The organism is Methylobacterium sp. E-012 (assembly GCF_057836545.1).
Genome location: NZ_JBYQEY010000001.1, coordinates 2,198,765 through 2,222,096, shown reverse-complemented (window position 1 = coordinate 2,222,096; position 23,332 = coordinate 2,198,765). Strand labels below are relative to the sequence as shown.

Annotated in this window: 21 protein-coding genes, 1 pseudogene and 1 other annotated feature; of the genes and pseudogenes, 10 read left to right on the top strand and 12 right to left on the bottom strand. The window is 69.0% G+C overall.

Features of this window, described 5'->3' with window-relative positions:
* Positions 1-15: 15 nt before the first annotated feature.
* From AC3IF1_RS10605 to AC3IF1_RS10595, 3 genes are all read right to left on the bottom strand, one after another.
* Entirely contained in the window at positions 16-324 is a 309-nt protein-coding gene (locus tag AC3IF1_RS10605; RefSeq protein WP_489217502.1) for a hypothetical protein, read from the bottom strand.
* 79 nt (positions 325-403) lie between these two features.
* Entirely contained in the window at positions 404-682 is a 279-nt protein-coding gene (locus AC3IF1_RS10600; RefSeq protein ID WP_243973789.1) for an MSMEG_0570 family nitrogen starvation response protein, read from the bottom strand.
* The gene (locus tag AC3IF1_RS10595) at positions 675-1,889 is read right to left on the bottom strand and encodes an MSMEG_0565 family glycosyltransferase (protein ID WP_489217501.1); all 1,215 of its coding nucleotides are present in this window, start codon (positions 1,887-1,889) and stop codon (positions 675-677) included. The genes AC3IF1_RS10600 and AC3IF1_RS10595 overlap by 8 nt, the downstream gene beginning before the upstream one ends.
* A gap of 362 nt (positions 1,890-2,251) precedes the next feature.
* On the opposite strand from AC3IF1_RS10595, the gene AC3IF1_RS10590 reads away from it, so the two are divergent.
* From AC3IF1_RS10590 to AC3IF1_RS10560, 7 genes are all read left to right on the top strand, one after another.
* The gene (locus AC3IF1_RS10590; protein ID WP_243973826.1) at positions 2,252-3,022 is read left to right on the top strand and encodes an SGNH/GDSL hydrolase family protein; all 771 of its coding nucleotides are present in this window, start codon (positions 2,252-2,254) and stop codon (positions 3,020-3,022) included.
* A gap of 150 nt (positions 3,023-3,172) precedes the next feature.
* A complete protein-coding gene (hslV, locus tag AC3IF1_RS10585) occupies positions 3,173-3,703 on the top strand; it encodes an ATP-dependent protease subunit HslV (protein WP_489220369.1) in 531 nt (176 codons plus the stop codon).
* A gap of 142 nt (positions 3,704-3,845) precedes the next feature.
* The gene (locus AC3IF1_RS10580; RefSeq protein ID WP_489217500.1) at positions 3,846-5,516 is read left to right on the top strand and encodes a methyl-accepting chemotaxis protein; all 1,671 of its coding nucleotides are present in this window, start codon (positions 3,846-3,848) and stop codon (positions 5,514-5,516) included.
* A gap of 64 nt (positions 5,517-5,580) precedes the next feature.
* Positions 5,581-5,636 (top strand) — a sequence feature (sul1 is cis-regulatory element that is thought to sense ions involved in sulfur or methionine metabolism; They are found in Alphaproteobacteria).
* A 64-nt stretch (positions 5,637-5,700) separates the two neighbouring features.
* Positions 5,701-7,197, top strand: a complete 1,497-nt coding sequence (locus tag AC3IF1_RS10575) for a SulP family inorganic anion transporter (protein WP_489217499.1) — start codon at positions 5,701-5,703, stop codon at positions 7,195-7,197.
* A gap of 103 nt (positions 7,198-7,300) precedes the next feature.
* Entirely contained in the window at positions 7,301-8,614 is a 1,314-nt protein-coding gene (gene hslU, locus AC3IF1_RS10570; protein WP_243973793.1) for an ATP-dependent protease ATPase subunit HslU, read from the top strand.
* 78 nt (positions 8,615-8,692) lie between these two features.
* Positions 8,693-9,802: a Fic family protein gene (locus tag AC3IF1_RS10565; protein ID WP_489217498.1), complete on the top strand. Its 1,110-nt coding sequence runs from the start codon at positions 8,693-8,695 to the stop codon at positions 9,800-9,802.
* A 13-nt stretch (positions 9,803-9,815) separates the two neighbouring features.
* Positions 9,816-10,745 (top strand): EamA family transporter, encoded by a 930-nt coding sequence (locus tag AC3IF1_RS10560; RefSeq protein ID WP_489217497.1) that lies wholly within the window; start codon positions 9,816-9,818, stop codon positions 10,743-10,745.
* On the opposite strand, the gene AC3IF1_RS10555 is transcribed toward AC3IF1_RS10560, so the two are convergent.
* From AC3IF1_RS10555 to AC3IF1_RS10540, 4 genes are all read right to left on the bottom strand, one after another.
* Positions 10,711-11,112, bottom strand: a complete 402-nt coding sequence (locus AC3IF1_RS10555) for a PTS sugar transporter subunit IIA (RefSeq protein WP_243973829.1) — start codon at positions 11,110-11,112, stop codon at positions 10,711-10,713. The genes AC3IF1_RS10560 and AC3IF1_RS10555 overlap by 35 nt on opposite strands.
* Before the next feature lie 175 nt (positions 11,113-11,287).
* A complete protein-coding gene (locus AC3IF1_RS10550) occupies positions 11,288-11,731 on the bottom strand; it encodes an HPr kinase/phosphorylase (protein WP_489217496.1) in 444 nt (147 codons plus the stop codon).
* A complete protein-coding gene (locus AC3IF1_RS10545) occupies positions 11,728-13,533 on the bottom strand; it encodes a stimulus-sensing domain-containing protein (protein ID WP_489217495.1) in 1,806 nt (601 codons plus the stop codon). The genes AC3IF1_RS10550 and AC3IF1_RS10545 overlap by 4 nt, the downstream gene beginning before the upstream one ends.
* Positions 13,534-13,550: 17 nt before the next feature.
* On the bottom strand, positions 13,551-14,261 hold the full coding sequence (locus AC3IF1_RS10540) for a response regulator transcription factor (RefSeq protein WP_243973797.1): 711 nt from the start codon (positions 14,259-14,261) through the stop codon (positions 13,551-13,553).
* Positions 14,262-14,550: 289 nt separating this feature from the next.
* Between AC3IF1_RS10540 and AC3IF1_RS10535 the strand changes: the two genes are divergently transcribed.
* From AC3IF1_RS10535 to lepA, 3 genes are all read left to right on the top strand, one after another.
* The gene (locus AC3IF1_RS10535; RefSeq protein WP_489217494.1) at positions 14,551-15,336 is read left to right on the top strand and encodes a HugZ family pyridoxamine 5'-phosphate oxidase; all 786 of its coding nucleotides are present in this window, start codon (positions 14,551-14,553) and stop codon (positions 15,334-15,336) included.
* Positions 15,337-15,361: 25 nt separating this feature from the next.
* Positions 15,362-15,598, top strand: coding sequence for a hypothetical protein (locus AC3IF1_RS10530; protein ID WP_409564917.1), 237 nt, complete (start codon positions 15,362-15,364; stop codon positions 15,596-15,598).
* Between the two features lie 227 nt (positions 15,599-15,825).
* Positions 15,826-17,628, top strand: coding sequence for a translation elongation factor 4 (gene lepA / locus AC3IF1_RS10525; protein WP_489217493.1), 1,803 nt, complete (start codon positions 15,826-15,828; stop codon positions 17,626-17,628).
* A gap of 197 nt (positions 17,629-17,825) precedes the next feature.
* Here lepA and AC3IF1_RS10520 read toward each other — a convergent pair whose 3' ends face one another.
* The 5 genes and pseudogenes from AC3IF1_RS10520 to AC3IF1_RS10500 form a co-directional block, all read right to left on the bottom strand.
* Complete coding sequence (locus tag AC3IF1_RS10520) at positions 17,826-18,143, bottom strand: c-type cytochrome (RefSeq protein WP_489217492.1); 318 nt, start codon at positions 18,141-18,143, stop codon at positions 17,826-17,828.
* Positions 18,144-18,293: 150 nt separating this feature from the next.
* Complete coding sequence (locus AC3IF1_RS10515) at positions 18,294-19,562, bottom strand: PQQ-dependent sugar dehydrogenase (RefSeq protein ID WP_243973801.1); 1,269 nt, start codon at positions 19,560-19,562, stop codon at positions 18,294-18,296.
* 114 nt (positions 19,563-19,676) lie between these two features.
* On the bottom strand, positions 19,677-21,179 hold the full coding sequence (locus tag AC3IF1_RS10510; RefSeq protein WP_489217491.1) for an NAD(P)/FAD-dependent oxidoreductase: 1,503 nt from the start codon (positions 21,177-21,179) through the stop codon (positions 19,677-19,679).
* Between the two features lie 107 nt (positions 21,180-21,286).
* Positions 21,287-21,898, bottom strand: a pseudogene (locus tag AC3IF1_RS10505) (NAD-dependent epimerase/dehydratase family protein); the annotation flags it as partial.
* 102 nt (positions 21,899-22,000) lie between these two features.
* Positions 22,001-23,224 carry a glycosyltransferase family 87 protein gene (locus AC3IF1_RS10500; protein ID WP_489217490.1) on the bottom strand — a complete coding sequence of 408 codons (1,224 nt, stop codon included), beginning with the start codon at positions 23,222-23,224 and terminating at the stop codon, positions 22,001-22,003.
* Positions 23,225-23,332: the final 108 nt, after the last annotated feature.

The window sequence follows — 23,332 nt, the reverse complement described above, 5'->3', positions numbered from 1 at the left end:
CCTGAAGAAAGCGGCTCAGAAATCCTCGCCCGGCCAGTCCCCGGCCCCGGGCTCGTAGCAGGTGTAGCCGATCAGGCAGTTCGGGTTGTCCCGGGTCGGGCGGAAGGCGCGCTTGGCGATTTCGGTCGCCTCGCAGAAGGAGCGGTCGCGCACGAATCGGTCATAGGTCATGCCGCCGGTGCCCAGGACCAGGGCACCCCGCGCCTGGATCAGCCGCTCGGCCTGCTGGCAGGTCATCGCGGTGCTCGACGGCCGCGTCTGCGCGACCGCCGGCATGGCGGCGAGAACGAGGACCGTCGCAATCCGGATCACAACCGCGTTCATCAGCTTCCCCACCCGGACATGGCGACAACCCGGGGCGCGCCCGTTTCCGTCCCGGGGCGAATCGTCCCGGCGCAGGCCGTCACTCCTCGAAGGATTCCACGTGGACGGTCCCCGCCCCCTGGCGGCAAGCGGCCGCCTCGATCCGGGCCAGCTGCGCTTGAGCCCGCCCGCAGGGGAAGCCGTAGCGGATGCGGACCCGCTCGCTGGCGATCCCGAGGGCCAGCCGGCTCAGGCTGACGAACTCGTCGACGGGATAGTCTTGACCGACCGCGAGATGATCCTTGATGACCAGGGAGGGGGAATAGCAGGCCTCACGGGATCCGTCCGGCCAGCGGATGTGGAAGCGCATCTCAGGCATCGGTGGGCATCCGCGTCGTGTTCCAGGCTGCCGAGCCGGTGGCGGCCGGCACCGCCGGCCCGGCACCTGGAAGGAGCGCCGCGTAGGTCGGCAGGTGCCGCGCCGCGCAGGCCGCCCAGGCATGGGCCCGGGCGACATCGCCACCGGCCGCGCGCAACCGCGCCCGCCGCTCCGGCTCCAGACTCGCCCGCATCGCCGCCGCCAGGGCTTCGATATCCTCCGGATTCACCGACAGGGCTTCGCCGGGGGCGAGGTACTCGGTGAAGGGCGGGCGCGCGGAGACGATCACCGGGGTGCCGCAGGCCATGGCCTCCAGCACGCACAGGCCGTAGCCCTCCGTCAGGGACGGGGAGACCAGCGTCGAACACAGCCGGTAGAGGGCCGGCATGTCGGCCTGGGCGATCGGTCCGGTCTGAACGACCGGGCAGCCCGGACCGACCGGCAGACCCGCATCCTCCAGCGCGGCATGGCACAGGGCCTCGTATCCGGGCGGTTCGAGGATCGACGCCTGTCCCGCCACCACGAGCTGCGCCGTCGGACTGCGTCTGTGGAGCGCCGCGAAGGCCGCGATGACCGCGCGGGTGTTCTTGCGCGCCGCAAATCCGCCGACGCTCAGGAAGACCGGGCCGGCGCCGAGACCAAGTCGCCGACGCAGAGCCTCGTCGCCGGGCTCCGGTTCGGGCCGGTAGAACGCCGCGTCGACGCCGCTGCCCACCACCTCGGCCTGTGCGCCGTACTCGGCCGCGAGCGTCGCCGCCCAGGTACGGCTGATGCAGAGCAGGCGGCCGGCATCGACGATCGCCCGATCCTGCCATCGGGCCAGCTGCGAGTCCGCGAAGGCGTCGATGCGGTGGACCGTGCGCGCGAACCCGGAGACAAGTCGCCGCCGCGTGAGCGTCGCCAGGGCATTGCCGCCGATGCTGCATTGGGCGTGGAACACGTCGAAATCGCAGGCGGCCGGCATCGAGAAATGGGCGAGGTAATCCGCGATCCGCGCCCCGACCACCGCCGCGGCGGATCCGTGGATGGGCTTGGCCGCCACGGAGATCACCGGGCAGCGCGCGTCGCGGAAGAAGCCGCGCCCGGTCGGATCCGGGGCGTGGACGACGGCCTCGTGACCGAGCCCGCACAGGGCTTCGCCGAGCGCCAGGGCATGGACCCCGGTGCCGCTGGGCTCGGTGGAGGAGGTGAGGATCGCGATGCGCAAGCGGTCGACCCAGGGACGGCGCGACGCGGCTCGCGGCCCGTCCGGACGTGGCGCCCGATGCGACGAACCACGGTCTCCGCCGCCCTCCCGGAGATCCGCACGAGCCCGGACGCATCGTCCGTGCCGTGTTGCCCTGAGCGGTGCCGCAAGCGGGCAGACCCGTTGACGAAGTCTGAATCCGCGCCGGCCAGCCTTGGGCACTTAATTTTGTGTTACGAATTCATCTGACTTTCAAGCGGTCCGAAAAACGGCACTTTCCGAACCCATGTGACAGATTGTATCCGTCATTCAGGAGCGCTGGAGCCGTCGATCCCGTGTCAAAATTCACTACCGCCCTGACGCCTGCGCGGCCGGTCCGCCGAATGCTGCGCCGCCTCGGCGTGCTCTGCGGTCTCCTCGTTCTGCCCACGGCGGTCCTCGCCTATGCGGATCTCCTGCCCGAATCCCTGGATCTCTTCGGCATCGATCTTCAGGAAAGCCCGGACCTGCCGCACGTCGCCCGCCAGATCGCCATCGGCGCGCCGTTGAAGATCGTGGCCTTTGGCTCGTCGTCCACCGAGGGTATCGGCGCGTCGAGCCCGGCCAACGCGTATCCCGCCCGCCTTCAGATCGACCTGCGCAAGACGCTGCGCGGGATCAACGTGTCGGTGGTCAATCGCGGCATCGGCGGTGAGCACGTCGACGACATGCTTGCGCGCCTGGACCGCGACGTCATCGCGGCCGAACCCCAGCTCGTCATCTGGCAGACCGGCAGCAACGACCCGCTGCGCGGGGTCTCGATCGCGCATTTCCGCGAGGCCACTGTGGCGGCGATCCGCCGGATCCGCGATGCCGGCATCGATGTCGTGCTGATGGAGCCGCAATGGTGTCCGAAGCTCGAGGCGACCCCGGGCGCATCGCGGTTCCTCGAAGCGGTGCGCAGCATCGGCGACGAACTCGATGTGCCGGTGATCCGGCGTGCCGACCTGATGCACGGCTGGGTGCGCGAGGGGAAACTCACGACCAAGCAGCTCTTCGCCTCCGACGGCCTGCACATGGCGGATCGCGGTTATGCCCTTCTGGCCGAGGCCGCGGCCCGCTCGATCCTCGCGGATGCCGGATCGGTGCAGACCCCCGAGGCGGTCGCCGAATAAGATCCGTCGGACCGCGCGGGGTCGCCGGCCGATCCCGAACCAACGGCTGGACGGCGCCCTCAAGACTCCCCATCTCGACGCGGTCGAGATCGGAGCCGAACCTTGAGCCAGGACGCCTACAGGCAGGACGACCGGGGCGCCGTGCCTCAGATGCATGCGACCACGATTCTGATGGTCCGCAAGGGTGGTCGCGTCGTCCTCGGCGGCGACGGGCAGGTCAGCCTCGGCCAGACCATCGTGAAGGGCAACGCCCGCAAGCTCCGGCGGCTGGCCAAGGGGGCGGTCATCGGCGGCTTCGCCGGCGCCACGGCCGACGCCTTCACCCTGTTCGAGCGGCTCGAAGCCAAGCTGGAGCAATATCCCGGGCAACTGACCCGGGCCTGCGTCGAACTCACGAAGGACTGGCGTACCGACCGGTACCTGCGCCGCCTCGAGGCGATGATGCTGGTCGCCGACCGCGACGTGAGCCTGCTCCTGTCGGGGTCCGGCGACGTGCTGGAGCCCGAAAGCGGCGTCATGGCGATCGGCTCGGGCGGCAACTACGCGCTGGCGGCGGCCAGGGCCCTGGAGGACGGCGATCTCGACGCCGAGGCGATCGTGCGCCGGGCCATGGCCATCGCCGCCGAGATCTGTGTTTATACGAACGGTAATTTGGTCATCGAGGCGCTGGATGCCGCCTAGACGCCTGAGCTCTCCGTGACCTCCGGCGAATGAGCCGACAATAAACCGCGGATACCAATAGCGAGCGCCTTTGCTCAGTTAACCGCCTTTTGAACAATTGACGATATTTTGCATCCAATCAAACCTGCAGGGTTGGAAGAGCATGCATATCGGCGGGAAACTCCTGGGCTTCGTCGGCGCCTGCAGCCTGACGACGCTGATCGTCGCCGGCGTCAGCGTGGCAACGCTGAACAGCTTCGAACAGGCGCTCATCAGCGTCGAGGGTGCATCCATCCGGGCGCTCGACGCGGCGAACTTCAACCGCCTCGCCGCCGAGGTCACGATGGATTCCCGCGGTATCTACGCCTCCGCCGACCGCACCGAGGCCGCGAAATACGCGGCCCGTCTCCGGCAGGGTTTGGCCGAGATGGACGCCCTGCGCGCCGAATGGGCGCCGAAAGTCGCGCCGTCCGAGCGCCCGCTCTTCGACGTGATGGCGCGCAATGCCGATTCCTTCCGGACCCTGCGGATGGCCCTCGCCGAAGCCGGCGAGACCGTGAGCCCGCGCGCCGCCGCGGATCTCGGCTTCAACGATGCCAATCAGGCCAACCGCAAGGCGTTCCAGACCAGCATCAACGCCCTGGTGAGCCAGGGCCGCACCGAGATGGCGGCGGTCAAGGGCGACACCCAGGCGTTGTTCCAAGGGCGGACGCTCCTCCTCCTCGGCCTCGCGCTCGCCGGCACGCTGATCTGCTGCGCCCTCGGCCTCCTGGTGGGACAGCGCCAGATCGCCCGGCCGCTGCGGGCGGTCGCGGAGGCGATCGAGCGCCTCGCGCGGGGCGATCACGCGCTCCCGGCGGTGACGCCGCGCCGGGACGAGATCGGCGCGATCTGGACCAGCACCAAGATCCTCAACGAGACCCTGCTCGAAGCCGAATCCCTCCGCCAGGAGCATCAGCGGCAGGATATCGATGCGGCCACGCGCAAGCAGGTCGAGATGGCCGGTCTCGCCGATCAGTTCCAGGGCAGCATCGGCAGCCTCGTCTCGCACCTCGCCGGCGCGGCGTCGGGCATGGAGCGGGCGGCGGCCGCGATGGCGGGCAACGCCGAGCATGCCGGTGTCCAGTCCCAGGCGGTCACGCGCGCCGCCGAGACCACCGCGCACAATGTCGAGGCGGTGGCGGCCGCGACCGAGGAACTCGCCGCGACCGCGAGCGAGATCGGCGTTCAGGTGTCCCAGACTTCGAACGCGGCCGAGAGCGCGGTCGAGGCGACCCGGCGGACACGCACCAGCGTCCAGGCCTTGGCCCGAAGCGCCGACGGGATCGGGCAGGTGGTGTCCCTCATCTCGACCATCGCCGGGCAGACCAATCTGCTGGCCCTGAACGCCACGATCGAGGCCGCCCGCGCCGGCGAGGCCGGCCGTGGCTTCGCCGTGGTGGCGACCGAAGTGAAGGAGCTGGCGACGCAGACCGCCAAGGCCACCGAGGAGATCGCCGCCCAGATCGCCGCCATGCGGGCCGCGACGCACGAGGCCGTCTCCGCGATCGAGGAGATCGGCGGCACGATCGAGCAGGTGCACGGCATCGCCATCGGCGTGGCCGCCGCGGTGGAGGAGCAGCAGCTCGCCACGCAGGAGATCGCCCGCAGCATCTCAGAGGCGGCGAGCGGGACCCGCTCGGTCACCGAGACGATGGCCCTGGTCCTCAACGCGGCGCACGAGACCGGCGTCAGTGCCGCGCAGGTCCTGGAGGCGGCCGCCGACATCGCCCGGCGCTCGAACGGGCTGGGCGGCGAGGTCTCCGGCTTCGTGGCCCAGGTGCGGGCGGCCTGAAACCGCCCCGACGCCAGGGCGCCGTTGCGTTGCCGCGCGGAGCACCGTAGGACCGGTGCATTCGCAAGGACCCGGCGAAAGCCCGGGTGGCTCTTCCGGCCGCCGATCCGCCGGACCACGCATCCGAGATGCCCTCCCGTCCGCCGAGCGCGCGGACGCGCGTCTCGTGCGGAATGTTCATCACATGCAGCCCAGTACCTCCGCGACCCGCGGCCTCCCCGGCCCGTGGCTCGGCACGATCCGCGGCGACACCCTCTCCGGCATCGTCGTCGCCCTCGCCCTGATCCCGGAAGCGATCGGATTCTCGGTGATCGCCGGGGTCGACCCGAAGGTCGGCCTCTACGCCTCGGTGGTCATCGCCTGCACGATCGCCTTCGCGGGCGGGCGGCCCGCGATGATCTCCGCCGCCACGGCCGCCACGGCGGTGGTGATGATCGACCTCGTGCGCGAGCACGGCGTACAGTACCTCTTCGCCGCGACCATCCTGATGGGCGTCCTGCAGATCCTGGCCGGGCTGCTCAGGCTCGGCCGGCTGATGCGGTTCGTCTCGCGCTCGGTGATGACCGGCTTCGTCAACGCGCTGGCGATCCTGATCTTCCTGGCGCAGCTCCCCGAACTCACCGGCGTGACGCCCGCGACCTACGGGTTGATCGCCCTCGGGCTGGCGATCATCTACGGGTTTCCGCGGGTCACCCGGGTCGTCCCCTCGCCCCTTGTGGCGATCGCCGTGCTCACCGCGGTCACGGCGCTTTTCCACCTCGACGTGCGCACGGTCTCGCATCTGGGCGCCCTTCCGTCGTCGCTGCCGCGCTTCGCCCTGCCGGACGTGCCCCCGACCCTGGAGACCCTGCGCATCATCCTGCCCTATGCGGTGACGCTCGCCGCCGTCGGCCTGCTGGAGAGCCTGCTGACCGCGCAGATCGTCGACGACATGACCGACACCGCCAGCGACAAGAACCGTGAGTGCATGGGCCAGGGCGTCGCCAACATGGCCTCCGCCGTGTTCGGCGGCATGGGCGGCTGCGCGATGATCGGCCAGTCGGTGATCAACGTCTCCTCGGGCGCGCGGGGCCGGCTCTCCACTCTGGTGGCGGGGGCCTTCCTGCTCCTGCTCCTCGTGGCGCTCCAGGATCTGCTCGCCGTCGTGCCGGTGGCGGCACTGACGGCCGTGATGATCATGGTCTCGCTCAACACGTTCTCCTGGCGCTCCCTCCTGCAACTGCGCACGAACCCGCTGCCATCCTCGGCGGTGATGCTGGCGACGGTCGTGGTGGTGGTGGCCACCAAGGACCTCGCCCTCGGCGTCCTCGCCGGCGTGCTCCTGTCGGGCGTGTTCTTCGCCGGGAAGGTCTCGCGGCTCAGCCGGGTCACCTCCGAACGCTCAGGCGACGGGCGGACCCGGACCTACCGGGTCACCGGGCAGGTCTTCTTTGCCTCCGCCGGGACGTTCTCGGAGGCGATCGACGTGCTCGAACCCGTCGAGCGCTTGATCATCGACGTGACGGCCGCGCATTTCTGGGACATCTCGGCGGTCGCCGCCCTGGACCGCGTCGTCCTCAAGGCCCGGGCGCGGGGGCGCACCGTCGAGGTCGTGGGGCTCAACGCGGCGAGCGCGACTCTGGTCGAACGGTTCGGGACGCACGACAAGGCCAACCCCAACACCGCACCCGCGGGGCACTGAGGCGATCTTACGCCCCCGCGCGGCCCCTTGCGCGGGGGCGCGCGGGACCCCATTCCCGGCGCAGGGTTCGGGCGATCCGGCCGGGAACAGGGATGGACCAGCGGTGACGACGTTCTCTCCGCGCGAGATCGTGTCCGAACTCGATCGCTTCATCGTCGGGCAACACGACGCCAAGCGCGCCGTCGCGATTGCGCTGCGCAATCGCTGGCGCCGCCAGCAGCTCACCGGCCCGCTCCGCGAGGAGGTGGCGCCGAAGAACATCCTGATGATCGGGCCGACGGGCTGCGGCAAGACCGAGATCGCCCGTCGCCTCGCGCGGCTTGCCAACGCGCCGTTCCTCAAGATCGAGGCCACGAAGTTCACCGAGGTCGGCTATGTCGGCCGCGACGTCGAGCAGATCGTGCGCGACCTCGTGGAGGTGGCGATCGGCCTGACCCGCCAGACCAAGCGCGAGGGCGTGAAGGCCAAGGCCGAGGCGGCCGCGGAGAACCGGATCCTCGACGCCCTGGTCGGTGCCACGGCCAGCCAGGCCACGCGCGACAGCTTCCGGCGCAGGCTCCGCAACAGCGAACTCGATGACAAGGAAGTGGAGCTGGAACTGACATCCGGCGCCCCCGCGGGCCTGCCGATGTTCGACATCCCCGGAATGCCGGGGGCGTCCATGGGGGCGATCAACATCGGCGACATGCTCGGCAAGGCGCTGGGCGGCCAGCGCGGCAAGCCACGGCGGATCCTCGTGCGGGACGCCTACGCGCCGCTGATCGCCGAGGAATCGGACAAGCTCGTCGACGACGAAGCGCTCGTGCGCGAATCGATTCGCGAGGTCGAGAACAACGGCATCGTGTTCCTCGACGAGATCGACAAGATCTGCGCCCGCGAGGGCCGCTCCTCCGGCGACGTCTCCCGGGAGGGCGTCCAGCGCGATCTGCTGCCCCTGATCGAGGGCACGACGGTCGCCACCAAGCACGGTCCGGTGAAGACCGACCACATCCTGTTCATCGCGTCGGGCGCCTTCCATGTCTCGAAGCCGGCCGATCTTTTGCCGGAGTTGCAGGGCCGGCTGCCGATCCGGGTCGAATTGCAGCCCCTGACGGTGGACGATTTCCGGCAGATCCTGACCAGCACGGAGGCGAGCCTGCTCAAGCAGACCGTCGCCCTGATGGAGACCGAGGGCGTGACCCTCACCTTCACCGAGGATGCCGTCGATGCGCTTGCCCGGGTCGCCGTCGAGGTGAATGCGTCGGTGGAGAATATCGGCGCCCGCCGGCTTCAGACGGTGTTGGAACGGGTGATCGACGAGATCTCGTTCACCGCCACTGACCGGTCGGGTGAGACGGTGCCGATCGATGCCGCGTATGTGCGCGACCGGGTCGCCGACCTGGCGGCCAATGCGGATCTGAGCCGGTTCATTCTGTGAGGGCTGCCGGACGGGTTCTCCCGTCTCCGGCGATGCGTCGATTGAACTGCGCAATCGACGCATGTTATGCGTTGATTGATGTACATCTACAACCGGCCGGAGTGGCCACATTTCCGCTGGGACGACGCGGCGTTGCTCGCTCCACTGGGGGCTGTTCGCTACAGGCAGGGCCGCCTGCTCGGCCGGATGGAAGGACTCGGCTTCAACGTCCGCGAGGAAGCCGTCCTGGAGACGCTCACCCGGGACGCCGTCGAGACGAGCCAGATCGAAGGCGAGAGCTTGGCTCGCGACCAGGTTCGATCGTCCCTGGCGCGACAGCTCGGGATCGAAACCGCTGGACTCGTCCCGGCGGGACGGCAGGTCGAGGGGATCGCCACCGTGGTCCTCGACGCGACGCAGCGGTTCGCGGAGCCTCTGACGTCCGCGCGCCTGTTCACGTGGCATTCGGCCCTGTTTCCGGATCGTGACGTCGGGCTACAGCCGATCACTGTGGGTGCTTGGCGAACCGATGCACTGGGACCGATGCGCGTCGTGTCGGGTTCATGGCGACGCGAGCGGGTGCACTTTGAGGCCCCTCCCGCCGCCCAGGTGGCCGCGGAGATGGAACGCTTCCTGAACTGGTTCGAGGACGCCGACGATACGACCGACGCCGTTCTCAGGGCGGCCATCGCGCACATCTGGTTCGTAACGATCCATCCGTTCGATGACGGCAACGGCCGCATCGCCAGAGCCATCGCCGACATGGCCCTCGCCCGGGCCGAGGGGACGGGACGCCGATTCTACAGCATGTCGGCGCGTCTGCGCACCGAGCGGAACGCCTATTACGAGACGCTTGAGGCGACCCAGAAGGGCGATCTCGAGATCACGGCGCGGCTCACCTGGTTCCTCGGCGTGCTCGATTCGGCGATCGCCGATGCGGAGACCATGCTCGATGCGGTGCTGCGCAAGGAGCGTTTCTGGCGGGCCCTGGATGCCAAGCCGGTGAATCCGCGTCAGAGGGCGATGCTCACGCGTCTCCTCGACGGTTTCGAAGGAAACCTGACCTCGTCCAAATGGGCGCAGATCGCGAAATGCTCGCACGACACGGCGCTCCGCGATATCGACGATCTCCTCGTCCGGGGACTGCTGGTTCGCGGTCCGGCCGGCGGACGTAGCACCCGCTACATCCTGGTCGAACCGCAATCCTGAAGGGCTAGCCCGCGTGTCCCGCAACAGCTTCGGCGTCGGCGATCCGGCCCTCTCGGTCGCAGCCCTCGTCGCCGGCATGGTCTCCCTGCAATGCGGCGCGACCTTCGCCAAGAGCCTGTTCCCGGCCGTGGGTGCGGCCGGGACCGCTTCCCTGCGGGTCGGCTTCTCGGCGCTGATCCTCATTGCGCTCTGGCGGCCGTGGCGGCGGAGCCTGCCGTTGCGGGAGGCGGGTTGGATCGCGCTGTACGGCGCCGCGCTGGGGCTGATGAACCTGCTCTTCTACCTCGCCCTGGCGCGCCTGCCCCTCGGGCCGGCGGTGGCGATCGAATTCGCCGGACCGCTCGCCGTCGCGCTTGTCGCCTCGCGCCGCCGCTCCGATTTCCTGTGGATCGGTGTCGCCGTCCTGGGCCTGACGCTGCTCTTGCCGATCGGCACGGGGGACGGGCTCGATCCCCTCGGCATCGCCCTGGATCTCGGCGCGGCCCTGGCCTGGGCGCTCTATATCCTGTTCGGCCAGCGCGCCGGGCGGGCCGATGGCGGTCAGGCGGTGTCGCTGGGGATGCTGACCGCCGCCCTCGTGGTCGCGCCCTTCGGCGTGGCCGAGGCCGGTGCCGGGCTGCTCGCCCCCGGCATCCTGACGGCCGGTCTCGCTGTGGCGCTGATGACGAGCGCCCTGCCCTATTCCCTCGAGATGGTCGCGCTCCGGCGCCTCGACCGGAAGAGTTTCGGCGTGCTGATGAGCCTGGAGCCCGCGGTCGCGACCTGCGCGGGGCTGGCGCTGCTTGGCGAGCGAATCAGCGCTGTGCAGGGGATCGCGATCGGCTTGGTGATCGCGGCATCGGTCGGGATCACCGCGCGCTCCCGACAGCCGGCGCCCGCAGCGACGATCCTGGGACCGGAGGGGCCGTCTACTTCCCCGCGAGAACCCGCGAGGCGACGTTGATATATTTGCGCCCGGCCTCCTGGGCGTGCAGCACCGCGTCGCCGAGGTTCTCCTCGTCGCGGACACTGGCTAGCTTGATCAGCATCGGCAGATTGATGCCCGCCACCACTTCCACCGAGCCGCCGTTCATACAGGACAGGGCAAGATTGGAGGGCGTGCCCCCGAACATGTCGGTGAGCACCACGACGCCCTCGCCGCTATTCACGCGACAGACCGCGGACATGATGTCCCGTCGTCGCAGCTCCATATCGTCCTCCGGCCCGATCGTGATCGTCTCGATCTGATCCTGCGGGCCGACCACGTGCTCCAAGGCGGCCTTGAACTCGGTCGCCAGCAGCCCGTGGGTGACGAGCACCATGCCAATCATCGACACGTGTTCCAACGTCCTGTGTGTGCCGCCATGTTGTGCATCGCACAGACCCCCACAAGGCAAACGCGACTTTTTTGCCTGGACATCAACCGGATCATGCCACGGCCGCCTCTGACACGCCATGGGGCAACACCACCGCTGCGCGACTCGGGCCGGCTGTGCGGCTGCGAAGTCACGGCCGATGCTTTCGCAGCGCCGCACGGACGAGGAGCGTCGCCAGACCGGCGGCGCGGACCTGCGCATCGAGGACGAGGCGCGGGAGCACGATCCCGAGGAGGTCGGCGGGCTCGGGCGGCTCCGGGAGGCGCGGCGACGAGGTCACGAGGTCAACCACGAGGTGAAGCTCCGTCTCTGTCCTGATCGCCAGCCCGAGATCGGAGACCGGCAGGATCCCCTGCCCCCGGACCTCGACCCGGCCGGCGAGTTCGCCATGGGGGCGAGCAACGAGGCGCCCGTCCCGGACCGCGCAGATGACCCGATCGTCGGCCACGAAGGCGCCGTCCGTCCCGGCAGCCAGGAGAAGGGCGAGACTCGATTTCCCGGAGCCGGCCTCGCCGCGGATGAGGATGCCGCCGCCGCCGAGGGCGCAGCAGGCGCCGTGGAGCGTGGTCGTCACGCGTGGAGCTGGCGCGGTGCGGCCGGCAGACGGACGATGAAGCGCGCGCCGCGAACGGTCGGCTCGCCATCCTCGTCGGGGGCGCCGGGCCGGTTCTCGGCCCGGATCGTGCCGCGGTGGGCCTGCACGATCTGGCGCGAGATCGACAGGCCGAGCCCGGAATTCTGGCCGAAGCCCTGCTCCGGGCGGTCGGTGTAGAAGCGCTCGAAGATGCGCTCCAGGGCATGCTCGGGAATGCCCGGCCCCTCGTCCTCGCAGATCAGCTCGACCTCGCTCCGGACCCGGCGCAGCACGACGCGGACCTTCGCGTCGGTGGGGGAGAACGAGCGGGCGTTGTCGAGGAGATTGTTCACCACCTGACCGAGCCGGCTGTCGTGGCCGACGATCGTGAACGGCGCATCGTGGTCCGACGCATTGGCCTCGACATCGAGATGGATCAGGCAGTCCTTGGGGCGGCGCCGCTCGTTGGCCACGGATACCACGGTGGTCAACAGCCGCCGGAGATCGACCCGCCGGGCCTCCGCCCGGGCGAGTTCAGCATCGAGGCGCGAGGCATCGGCGATGTCGCTGATCAACCGGTCGAGGCGCTTCACGTCGTGCTGGATGATCGCCATCAGCCGACCGCGCGAATCGTCGTTCCGGGCGAGCGGCAGCGTCTCGACGGCGCTGCGCAGGGAGGTCAGCGGGTTCTTCAACTCGTGGCTGACATCGGCGGCGAAGCTCTCGATGGCGTCGATGCGCCGGTAGAGCGCCTGGGTCATGTCGCGGAGCGCCCCCGACAGGTGGCCGATCTCGTCGGTGCGCTCGGTGAAATCGGGGATCTCCTCGCGGGTCTTGATGCCCATCCGGACCTTCTCGGCGGCCTCCGCGAGGCGGCGCACCGGCCCCGCGATGGCGCCGGCGAGCAGGAACGACAGCACCACCATCACGGCCGAGGCCACGAGGAATACCTGCAGTAGCCCGAACCGCTCCGAGGCGATCACCCGGTCGATGGCGTCACCCTGGGTCGAGATCAGGAGCGCGCCGCGGACCGACCCGGCCCGGTGGATCGGCACCGCCACCGACACGGTGGTCTCGCCGATCTGGTTGCGGCGCACGAGGCTGCCGCGGTTGCCGCCGAGCGCCGCCTGCACTTCCCGGAGCGAGTGGCCGTTGACCGGCCCCGTCTCCTCCGCCGGCTCGGCCCGGCTGCCGAACAGGCCGCTCAGCTTCGTCTGAACCGTCTGGAAGGCCGATTCGAGCATCCCGGGCTTGTGCGGCCGGGGCTGCAGCGGATCCTGGCGGCCGGCGTCGCCGCGCTTGAACAGCGTCCGGGTGTCGAACAGGAGGCCGCCCTCCTGATCGTAGACCCGGGCCCGGTTGCCCGTGGGCGTCACCAGGCGCGAGAGCAAAGGCGCCACCTTCTCGGGATTGAGCGAGAAGGCGAGCGGCTGCGACTCCTCCTCCGCGGACTCCCCGGCCTGCTGCTGGAGCAGCCGGTCGGGATCGATGCGGATCGTGTCCGTGTCCACCGACGCGGAGGCGGCGATCGCGCCCGCGATGATCTCGCCCTGGATGGCGAGGCTCTGGATCCGCGCCTGGATCAGGCCCTGGCGGAATTGGTTGAGGTACAGGAACCCGACGAGCAGGGCGATCAGCCCGACGAGGTTGAGGACGACGATGCGGCGCGTCAGGCTCGACGAGGCGCGCTGGCCGATCGCGTCCCAGAGGGCGCGGGGCCAGGCGAGCGGGCGGGACAGGGCCTGGGCCAGGGAGGTGCGCGGCTCGGCATCCTCGGTCTGGGCTGGTGTGCGCGTGGACATGCGGCGGATCTTGGGGATCACGCCTCCTTGAACCGGTAGCCGACGCCGTAGAGCGTCTCGATCATGTCGAAGCTCTGATCGGTCACCTTGAACTTCTTGCGCAGGCGCTTGATGTGGCTGTCGATGGTGCGATCGTCGACATATACCTGATCGTCGTAGGCCGCGTCCATGAGGGCGTTGCGGCTCTTGACCACGCCCGGGCGCTGGGCGAGCGCCTGGAGGATCAGGAACTCGGTGACCGTCAGGGTCACCGCCTCGCCCTTCCACGTGCAGGTGTGGCGCTCCGGATCCATCATCAGCGCGCCGCGCTCGAGGGAGCGGGCCGCCACCTCGGCCTCGCTGCGGGGGGGCGAGCCGGGCGCCTCCTTGGCGAAGCGGCGGAGCACCGCCTTCACGCGCTCCACCAGGAGGCGCTGCGAGAACGGCTTATGGATGAAGTCGTCCGCGCCCATCTTGAGGCCGAACAGTTCGTCGATCTCCTCGTCCTTCGAGGTCAGGAAGATCACGGGCAGGTCGGATTTCTGCCGCAGGCGCCGGAGCAGCTCCATGCCGTCCATGCGCGGCATCTTGATATCGAAGATCGCCAGATCCGGCGGAGAGTGGCGCAGGCCGTCGAGGGCGGAGGCGCCGTCCGTGTAGGTCTGGATGCGGTAGCCTTCGGTCTCAAGAGCGATCGACACGGAGGTGAGAATGTTCCGGTCGTCGTCGACGAGGGCGATGGTCGGCATGCGCGGTCCCTGACTGAACGGGTTCGGGCGCGGTCCCGGCTTACGCACAGGCCGCGCCGCGCCCGGCCCCCGTGGGGCAGACGAGTGCACGAACCGGGCGGTTTCGGCGCAGCCCGGCGCGCGCAAAGGGACAGGTCCTTTAGTACGGCCGATCGGAAAAAGCGAGCGGCGGTCATAGCTTGGCCGTAACGGCCGATCTGACGCGGGCCGGGCGCCTCGCGCGCCGACCGTCGCGGGGCTAACGTGGCGCAGGAATATGGCGGCCATTCGACAGGGGGAGGATGGGCTTATGGGCGAGACGACCGAGACCGCGCCGGGGCCGCGGGGACCGGCCCGGCCCCTGCCGGCGGATCAGGCGCCGTTCGACGCGATCGGCCTGGCGCGGACCCTGCTGCGCGGCATCCGCTCCGGCGCGCTCGCGACCCTCGACCCGGACGGCACCCCCTTCGCGTCGCTCGTCACGATCGCCACCGACGTGGACGGGACGCCGCTGATGCTGCTGTCGCGACTCTCGGCCCATACCCGCAACCTGCTGGCCCGGCCGCGCTGCTCGCTGCTGTTTTCGCAGGGGGGCAAGGGCGATCCCCTGGCCCATCCCCGACTCACCGTGGTCGGCCACGCCGTGCAGACCCCGGAGGCGCGGGCCCGGGAGCGGTTCCTCGCCCGGCACCCCAAGGCCAAGCTCTATGCCGACTTCCCGGATTTCGGCTTCTTCGCCCTCGATGCAGAGGCCGGCCATCTCAACGGCGGCTTCGCCAAGGCCGCGACGCTGACGCGCACGCAATTGCTCCTCGACCTCGCCGGCGCCGAGGCGATCGTGGCTGGCGAGCGCGGGGCCGTGGAGCACATGAACGCCGACCACGCGGACGCGCTGGCGCTCTATGCCGCGGGTACCGGGGGCGAGGCAGGGGTGCCCTGGCGACTCACCGGTCTCGATCCCGAGGGGATGGACCTGATGGCCGGCGACCGCACCGCCCGGGTCACCTATCCCGAGCGCGTCACCGACATGGGGACGTTGCGCAAGAGCCTCGTCGCCATGGCCGCGCGGGCGCGCGCGACGGGCGCGGACACGTGAGTGTGCAAGGACATCACGATGGGGCATGGCGAAAAGTCGCTGGATGCCCCATATCGGCCCCATGAGCGACACCCAGACAGACACCTACCCCTTCAGCCTCGACGTGGAGCCCGTCGGCGACAGCGGCTCCCTGTACCAGTGGAGCATCCGCAAGCACGGCAAGCTGCACCAGCGCTCGGACCGGAAGCATCCGACCGAGGCCAAGGCGCGCTCCCACGGCGAGGCCGAGATCGAGCGCCTGATCCGCGACCGCGGCCGCTGAGCCGCAGGCCCGGATCTCGGCGACGGACTTGTCCTGCGGCGGGGGCCGGATCATTCCGGCCCCCGCCGTTCGTGCGCCGGTCCGATGACCGGTGACGGGATGACCCGCGGGACGTCCCTGCGCTTGGCGCGTCCCCGCCGCGCTGCTATCCCGCGCGTGAACCGATCCATCCGAACACGCCCCGACGTCAGACGGTGCGCGCCGTCGCGCGCCCGAACGGAATGCCGATGACAGCCCCGATCGAATTCATCCGCAACTTCTCGATCGTCGCGCATATCGACCACGGCAAATCGACGCTCGCGGACCGGCTGATCCAGGCCACCGGCACCGTGGCGCTGCGCGACATGAGCGAGCAGATGCTCGACTCGATGGATATCGAGAAGGAGCGCGGCATCACCATCAAGGCGCAGACCGTGCGCCTGGAATACAAGGCGCAGGACGGCCAGGACTACGTCCTGAACCTGATGGACACCCCCGGCCACGTGGACTTCGCCTACGAGGTCTCCCGGTCGCTCGCCGCCTGCGAGGGCTCGCTGCTGGTGGTCGACGCCTCGCAGGGCGTGGAGGCGCAGACGCTGGCCAACGTCTACCAGGCCCTCGACGCCAACCACGAGATCGTGCCCGTCCTCAACAAGGTCGACCTGCCGGCCGCCGAGCCCGAGCGGGTCAAGGAGCAGATCGAGGAGGTGATCGGCCTCGACGCCTCCCAGGCCGTGGCGATCTCGGCCAAGACCGGGCTCAACATCGAGGCGGTGCTGGAGGCGATCGTCACCCGCCTGCCGGCGCCGAAGGGCGACCGTGACGCGCCCCTGAAGGCCCTCCTCGTGGACAGCTGGTACGACGCCTATCTCGGCGTCGTCGTGCTGGTGCGGGTCGTCGACGGCGTGCTCAAGAAGGGCATGACCATCCGCATGATGGGGGCCGACGCGGTCCACGGCGTCGACCGGATCGGCGTGTTCCGGCCGAAGATGGCCGAGATCGACGCGCTGGGCCCCGGCGAGGTCGGCTTCTTCACCGGCTCGATCAAGGAGGTGGCCGACACCCGCGTCGGCGATACCATCACCGAGGACAAGCGCCAGACCATTGCGATGCTGCCGGGCTTCAAGGAGGTCCAGGCGGTGGTGTTCTGCGGCCTGTTCCCGGTGGACGCCGCCGAGTTCGAGAACCTGCGCTCGGCCATGGGCCGGCTCCGGCTGAACGACGCCTCGTTCTCCTACGAGATGGAGAGTTCGGCCGCGCTCGGCTTCGGCTTCCGCTGCGGCTTCCTGGGGCTCCTCCACCTGGAGATCATCCAGGAGCGGCTGGAGCGCGAGTTCAACCTCGATCTGATCTCGACCGCGCCCTCGGTGGTCTACCGACTGAAGATGCGCGACGGCACGGTCAAGGAGCTGCACAACCCGGCCGACATGCCGGACGTCATGAAGATCGAGCTGATCGAGGAGCCCTGGATCCGCGCCACGATCCTGACCCCGGACGAGTATCTCGGCGGCGTGCTGAAGTTGTGCCAGGACCGCCGCGGCGTCCAGATCGACCTCAACTACGTCGGCAAGCGCGCGATGGTGGTCTACGACCTGCCGCTGAACGAGGTCGTGTTCGATTTCTACGACCGGCTGAAATCGATCTCGAAGGGCTACGCGTCGTTCGACTACCACGTCTCCGACTACCGCGAGGGCGACCTCGTGAAGATGTCGCTGCTGGTCAACGCCGAACCGGTGGACGCGCTCTCGATGCTGGTCCACCGCACCCGCGCCGAGTCGCGCGGCCGGGCCATGTGCGAGAAGCTGAAGGACCTGATCCCCCGCCACCTGTTCCAAATCCCGGTCCAGGCGGCGATCGGCGGCAAGATCATCGCCCGCGAGACGATCAAGGCCCTGTCCAAAGACGTCACCGCCAAGTGCTACGGCGGCGACATCTCGCGCAAGCGCAAGCTGCTGGACAAGCAGAAGGAAGGTAAGAAGAAGATGCGCCAGTTCGGGCGCGTGGAGATCCCGCAGGAGGCGTTCATTGCGGCGCTGAAGATGGACGATTGAACCATCCCCCTTTTTCCCTCCCCCGCAGAGTTACGGGCGACGCGGGTTCAAGGCACGCGGCTCATGACGTAGCGCGACAGGCCCCCTCTTCCGTACGGGACAGGGGACCCGAGCCCCGCCGATCTGGCCGGCGAACTCGCTGAGACCTCAAACTTGTGTCGCCCGTAGCCCGCAGAGGGGGGAGGGAGACGCGCTGGTCATCCCGGCGGCAGCACGTCGATCTGGATGCTTGAGTAATACGCGGCTAGGTTCGCGATATCGGCGTCCGTCAGCTCCTTGGCGACCACGTTCATGATCTCGTTCTGCCGCTTGCCGTCGCGGTACTCGGTGAGCTGCTTCACCAGATAGGGCTTGACCTGCCCGGCGAGGTTCGGCGCCTCGGGCAGCTTCGAGAGCCCATCCATCCCGTGGCAGGTCTGGCAGGCGCTGGCCTTCTTGCGCCCGAGGGCCGCGTCGCCGGCCTGGGCCGAGAGCGGAACGAGGGTCGCGGCGAGAAGGAGAAGCGGACGGATCATCAGCGGGGCTCGGGAGGGGGCTGGGTGACGCTTGCACGAACGGGCGACGGCGGTGGCGCGGGTCCCCTCTCCCGTGCGGGAGAGGGAGCGCGTCGCGCACGTCCGCGAAGGGGGCGCCTCTCTGGCGGAGAAGCGCCCACTCGCAAAAAACTACTTCTCGTAGGAGATCCGGTAGATCGCCCCGGCGGAATCGTCGGAGACCAGCAGGGAGCCGTCGAGCATCACCGCCACGTCCACCGGGCGGCCGAGATACTCGCCGTCGCCGGTGAGCCAGCCTTCCGCGAATGGCTTGACCGCACCAAGCTTCCCGTCCGCCCCCATGGGGGCGAACATCACCCGGGCACCGACCGGCTCGGTGCGGTTCCAGGAGCCGTGCTCGGCGATGAAGATCCCGCCCTTGTACGAGGCCGGGAACTGCTTGCCGTTGTAGAAGGTCATGCCGAGATCGGCCGCGTGCGGCGGCAATTCGGCCACCGGGGCGACCGCGTCGGCCGGCGGGGTCTGATCCTTGTACTCCACCGTGCGCACGGCGCCGCCGCCGAACCACGGGAAGCCGAAAGTCTCGCCCGCCTTGGTGGCATGGTTCAATTCGCCCGGCGGCTTGTCGTCGCCCATGCCGTCAACCTGGTTGTCGGTGAACCAGAGCGACTTGTCGGCGGCGAAGTCCAGCCCGACCGAATTCCGGATGCCCGTCGCAAAAACTTCGCGGTTCTTGCCGTCGGCGTCGATCCGGATGATGCCGCCGATGCCCATCGTCTTGTACAGGTCGAGCTTCTCGGCCGGGGGCACGTTGTAGGGCTGCCCCAGCGCGATGTAGGTCTTGCCGTCGGGTCCGACCCGGCAGACCCGGGCGGTGTGGTTGAAGCTCTCCTCCGCGGCCGGGATCAGGGCGCCTTCCTTCACGAGGATGCCGGCCGCCACATCCGGGTTCTCATAGAAGAACTCGGCGGCCGGGAAGGCCAGGACCCGATTCTGCTCGACCACGGTGAGCACGCCGTCCTTCGAGAAGCAGACGCCGTTGGGGATCTTGAACGCGATGCCGGGCGCGAAGGGGCGCACCTCGTCGGCGACCCGGTCCTTGTCGCGGTCGGTGACCGTGTAGACCTTGTTCTTGCGTGTGCCGACGAACAGCACCCCGGCATTGGGACCAACCGCGATGGCGCGGGCATCGGGCACCACCGCATAGAGGTCGATCTTGAAGCCCTCTGGCAGCTTGATCTTGGCCAGCGTCTTGCGGATCGCGTCGGCGCGCCGGCCGGTCTGCGGGATTTCCGCCGCGGCCTGGGTGTTGGTGCTGTGGAAGCCTTCGAGCTTCTCGAGATCGTCGGTCTTGGCCTTGGTCTCGGCGGGGGCGGCGCCCTGCGCCCAGGCGGGCACGGCGACGCCCGCCAAGAGCGCGGCGATGATCAATGAGCGCATCGTTCGAAATCCTCCCGGCCGCCGCTGGACCTCGGCGTTACCGGGGGTGAACGATAGAGCCGTCGCCCGGACCGGCAAGCCGTGCCGATGACGCGGCCGCCGGCCTGTCGCCGCTCAAGCGACCTTGCGCGGCACGAGGCGCTCGCTGCCGAGGGCGGCCCGGGCGCCCGACACGCCGGCCTCCGTGTATTCGGCATCCTCGTTGACCCGCCAGACATCGTGCCGGCGCTGGCCCTGGAGGATGTTCTCCACGGTCAGCATCGCGGTCATCATCGCGTGGTCCTGGTTGTTGTACTTGTGCATGCCGTTGCGGCCGACGAGGTGGAGGGTCGGGAAATCCCGCTCCAGCTCCCGCCGCACGGTGGCGACGTGGCCGGCATAATCCTCGTCATAGACCGGATAGGCCTTCGGCTGCCGGACCACGCAGGCATCGACCACGTCGGCCGGGTCGATCAGGCCGATCTGGCCGATCTCCCGCTTGGCCAGCGCCACGAGGTCCTCGTCCGAGGACGTCCAGAGCCCGTCGCCCTCGAAGCAGAAATATTCGAGGCCGAGGCAGGTATGATCCTCGTCCGGCACCATCTCGGGGGACCAGGATCGGAAGTTCTGCACCCGCCCGACCTGCACCGACGGATCGTGGATGTAGATCCAATTATCCGGGAAATTTTTTTGGGACTTGGCGATGAGCGCCACGGTCAGGAAGTCGCGGTATTTCAGCGCCCGCGCGTTGAAGGTGCTGAGCGGCCGCGGCCGGATCGAGTCGACCAGCTCGCGCACCGGGGCGGACGAGATCAGATGGCGGGCCGTGTAGGTCTCGCGGCTGCCGTCGCCGCTGCGGGCCGCCACCGTCCAGATGCCGGTGCCGGCATCGTAGCTGAGGGAATCGACGCCGCGGTCGAGGTGGACCCGGCCGCCCTGGGCCTGGACCTTGGCGGCGGCGGCCTCCCACATCATGCCGGGACCGCGGCGGGGATAGCGGAACGATTCGATCAGCGTCTTGATCACCGGGCCGCCGGCCTTCGGCGCCTTGCGCAGGCCGAGCGAGCGCTTGAGGCCGTCGCGGATCGCCGAACCGAGATCGAGCCCCTTGATGCGCTGCGCAGCCCAATCGGCCGAGATCGCGTCGCACGACATGCCCCAGACCTTCTCGGTGTAGGTCTTGAAGAAGATCGAGAACAGACGCTCGCCGAACTGGTTGCGCACCCAGGCGTGGAAGTTCTTCGGGTCGCGCACCGGCGTCATGCGGGCATAGAGGTAGGAGGCGACGCAGGCCGCGCTGGTGAACACGCCGAGATTGCGCAGCGCCTCGAAGGCCTTGAGCGGATAAGCGTAGTACCGGCCGCGATAGTAGATCCGCGACAGGCGCGGGCGCTCGATGAAGTCGTTGGGCAGGATCTCGTCCCAGAGATCGACCACCGCCTTGGATTTCGAGAAGAACCGGTGGCCGCCGATGTCGAACAGATAGCCATTGTGCGAGACCGTGCGCGAGATGCCGCCGACCTGCGCCGGATCCCGCTCCAGGACGGTGACGGACCGGCCCTGCTTCGACAGCAGGTAGGCGGCGGTGAGACCCGCGGGCCCCGCGCCGATCACCAGGGTCTCGGTGTGGTGGCTCATCCCCTGCTCCGGCGATTCGTGTTTGGCGTCGCACAGGCAGCGCCTGATTGCCGGCAGCATGAATCCTCGTGGTTAAGGAATCGCTGGCCTTTCGAGCGGGCGTGATTTTACGAAACCCATTTCAGCAGGGAGATCACCCCCATATTGGCGGCGTGCCGATGGGCGCATACGGCGCGGCGCGTGGCGATCTTCGACTGGTTCGCGGCATAATACCGATAGGCCGCGAGCAGCATCTCACGGTTGGTGAGGGTCGGTGCCCAGCCCAGGGCCGCCTTGATCCGGGTGGTGTCGAAGATAAAATCCTCGGCGATCATCCGGTAATGATACGGCCCGAGCTGTGAGATCCGCAGGGCGTGTGCCGCCCGCATCGCGAGGAGTAGCGGCGCCTTCGGCAACCGGGTCGTGCGGGCGCCGGTGCCGGCCTGCGCGATCACAGGCTCGAACGTGTCGCGCATCGTACCGACGTCGTCGGACCCGATCCCGAAGGTGCCGGAGGCTCGGCGTCGCCAGGCCAGCACCATGGCCTCGATCAGGTCGTCCACGGACACGAATTGGTAGCGGTTGCTGCCCTCGCCGACCAGCCAGATCCTCCGGCCTTCGGCGATGAACGCGAACAGGATCGCCAGCAAGCCGAGCCGCCCGGCCCCCATGATGGTCGGTGACCGGATGATCGTGGCGGCGAAGTCGCCGGCATGAGCCGCGAGGATCTTCTCGCCCTCCCATTTGCTGGTGCCTTAGAGTTCGCCCGGCGCCGGGGGATCGTCCTCCCGCACCGGCCGGTCGAAGCCATGACCCCAGAGGCACAGGACGCGGGCCGTGGGTCAGTCCGGCGTGCGATCGGAGGTCAGACGGCCGCCTCGAGCCGAGCGGGGGCGGCGGCCGGGACCGTCTCCCGGCCGGGTCTCGAAAGACGCGCGGCCTGGGCGAACAGCGCGCCGGGCACGATCAAGCAGAGGAGCGGTATCTCGAAGATGAAGAAGATGCGCGCCAGCGGGACCAGCAACCAGACCGCCACCGCCAGGCGCGATGGCCTTGGGTCGCCCGCGAGCACGACCAGGGTCAGGGCCGGCGCCACGACAGCCAGGTCGTAATGCGAGGCGTAGGGTTTGCATCACTAGAACGGCCAGCAGCACCACGAGGAGCCGGGCCGGACTGCGCATATCGCCGCGCAGGGCCCGTATGGCGGCGGCGAGCGCCAGGACGCTGATGCATCCCTGGATCGTCCAGGCGATGCCCGCGGGCAGTCCCCAGAATCGGGCGACGAAATAGGGCGTGACCGAGGTCTCGATCATCGGTGCGTTAAACGCGGTGATGAAGGAGCTCTGCAGCGGCATCGTCACGGTGACGAACCGTTCCCAAACCGCGACGCCGAACGCGGCGACCGAGACGCCCACCAGCGCGGCCGTGGCGAACCCGGCCGCGACCAGACAGCGCCAGAAACCGCCACACAGCAGGATCAGCCCGAGCGCCGCCGCGAATTGCGGCTTCACGGTGAGGCAGGCGAAACAGAGGCCGGCGAGCCACGGGCGACGACCGCTCTCCTGCAGCACGACGGTCGCCCCGAGGGCAAGCAGGCCGCCGAAATGGCCGTAGAGCATCATCGTGATCGCAGGCGGCGACAGGCAGGCGACCAGGACAAGGGTGCCGTCGACGGCCTCGGCTGATCGGCGCGTCGCCCAGGCCAGGGCAGCGACATTCACAGCAGTCCAGACGAAGACGGCCGGCAGGAACGGCAGGCTGGCCAGCGGCACCAGAAACAGCAGCACGTGCGGCGGATAGACGAAGAGAAGATGCGGATCGTAGCTCAGGCCGAAGGCCGCCTTGACCGCGTCACCGTAGGCCGGGAGATCGATCAGCGTGCCGGCCTGCCCCGCCATGACCAGCCGGGGCGCGAGCCAGAAATTGACGTAGTCGTGTCCGAGTGGCGCGCCGATCATCCAGGCGTGCAAATCCCACGGCCTCAACGAGAGCCACGTCCCGAGCGCGATCACGAAACCCGTCGCGATGATCGGGATCTGCCTGCGACCCGGGATCTGTTTCGGCATGCCCGGAGGGTCTCAGTTCCGTATGCGGCGCGGCGAAATCGAACGGCACAATCCGAACCTAAGCGTGCGGCGCTGACGATCGGTTAACCGCCGCACAACAGAAGTACG

Coding starts and splice junctions, on each gene's coding strand:
- AC3IF1_RS10565 (WP_489217498.1), top strand. CDS start 8,693: ATGTACATCTACAACCGGCCGGAGTGGCCACATTTCCGCTGGGACGAC.
- AC3IF1_RS10515 (WP_243973801.1), bottom strand. CDS start 19,562: ATGCGCTCATTGATCATCGCCGCGCTCTTGGCGGGCGTCGCCGTGCCC.
- AC3IF1_RS10535 (WP_489217494.1), top strand. CDS start 14,551: ATGGGCGAGACGACCGAGACCGCGCCGGGGCCGCGGGGACCGGCCCGG.
- AC3IF1_RS10590 (WP_243973826.1), top strand. CDS start 2,252: ATGCTGCGCCGCCTCGGCGTGCTCTGCGGTCTCCTCGTTCTGCCCACG.
- AC3IF1_RS10530 (WP_409564917.1), top strand. CDS start 15,362: ATGGCGAAAAGTCGCTGGATGCCCCATATCGGCCCCATGAGCGACACC.
- AC3IF1_RS10600 (WP_243973789.1), bottom strand. CDS start 682: ATGCCTGAGATGCGCTTCCACATCCGCTGGCCGGACGGATCCCGTGAG.
- AC3IF1_RS10520 (WP_489217492.1), bottom strand. CDS start 18,143: ATGATCCGTCCGCTTCTCCTTCTCGCCGCGACCCTCGTTCCGCTCTCG.
- hslV (WP_489220369.1), top strand. CDS start 3,173: ATGCATGCGACCACGATTCTGATGGTCCGCAAGGGTGGTCGCGTCGTC.
- AC3IF1_RS10540 (WP_243973797.1), bottom strand. CDS start 14,261: ATGCCGACCATCGCCCTCGTCGACGACGACCGGAACATTCTCACCTCC.
- AC3IF1_RS10510 (WP_489217491.1), bottom strand. CDS start 21,179: ATGAGCCACCACACCGAGACCCTGGTGATCGGCGCGGGGCCCGCGGGT.
- AC3IF1_RS10545 (WP_489217495.1), bottom strand. CDS start 13,533: ATGTCCACGCGCACACCAGCCCAGACCGAGGATGCCGAGCCGCGCACC.
- AC3IF1_RS10605 (WP_489217502.1), bottom strand. CDS start 324: ATGAACGCGGTTGTGATCCGGATTGCGACGGTCCTCGTTCTCGCCGCC.
- AC3IF1_RS10500 (WP_489217490.1), bottom strand. CDS start 23,224: ATGCCGAAACAGATCCCGGGTCGCAGGCAGATCCCGATCATCGCGACG.
- AC3IF1_RS10580 (WP_489217500.1), top strand. CDS start 3,846: ATGCATATCGGCGGGAAACTCCTGGGCTTCGTCGGCGCCTGCAGCCTG.
- AC3IF1_RS10575 (WP_489217499.1), top strand. CDS start 5,701: ATGCAGCCCAGTACCTCCGCGACCCGCGGCCTCCCCGGCCCGTGGCTC.
- lepA (WP_489217493.1), top strand. CDS start 15,826: ATGACAGCCCCGATCGAATTCATCCGCAACTTCTCGATCGTCGCGCAT.
- AC3IF1_RS10555 (WP_243973829.1), bottom strand. CDS start 11,112: ATGATTGGCATGGTGCTCGTCACCCACGGGCTGCTGGCGACCGAGTTC.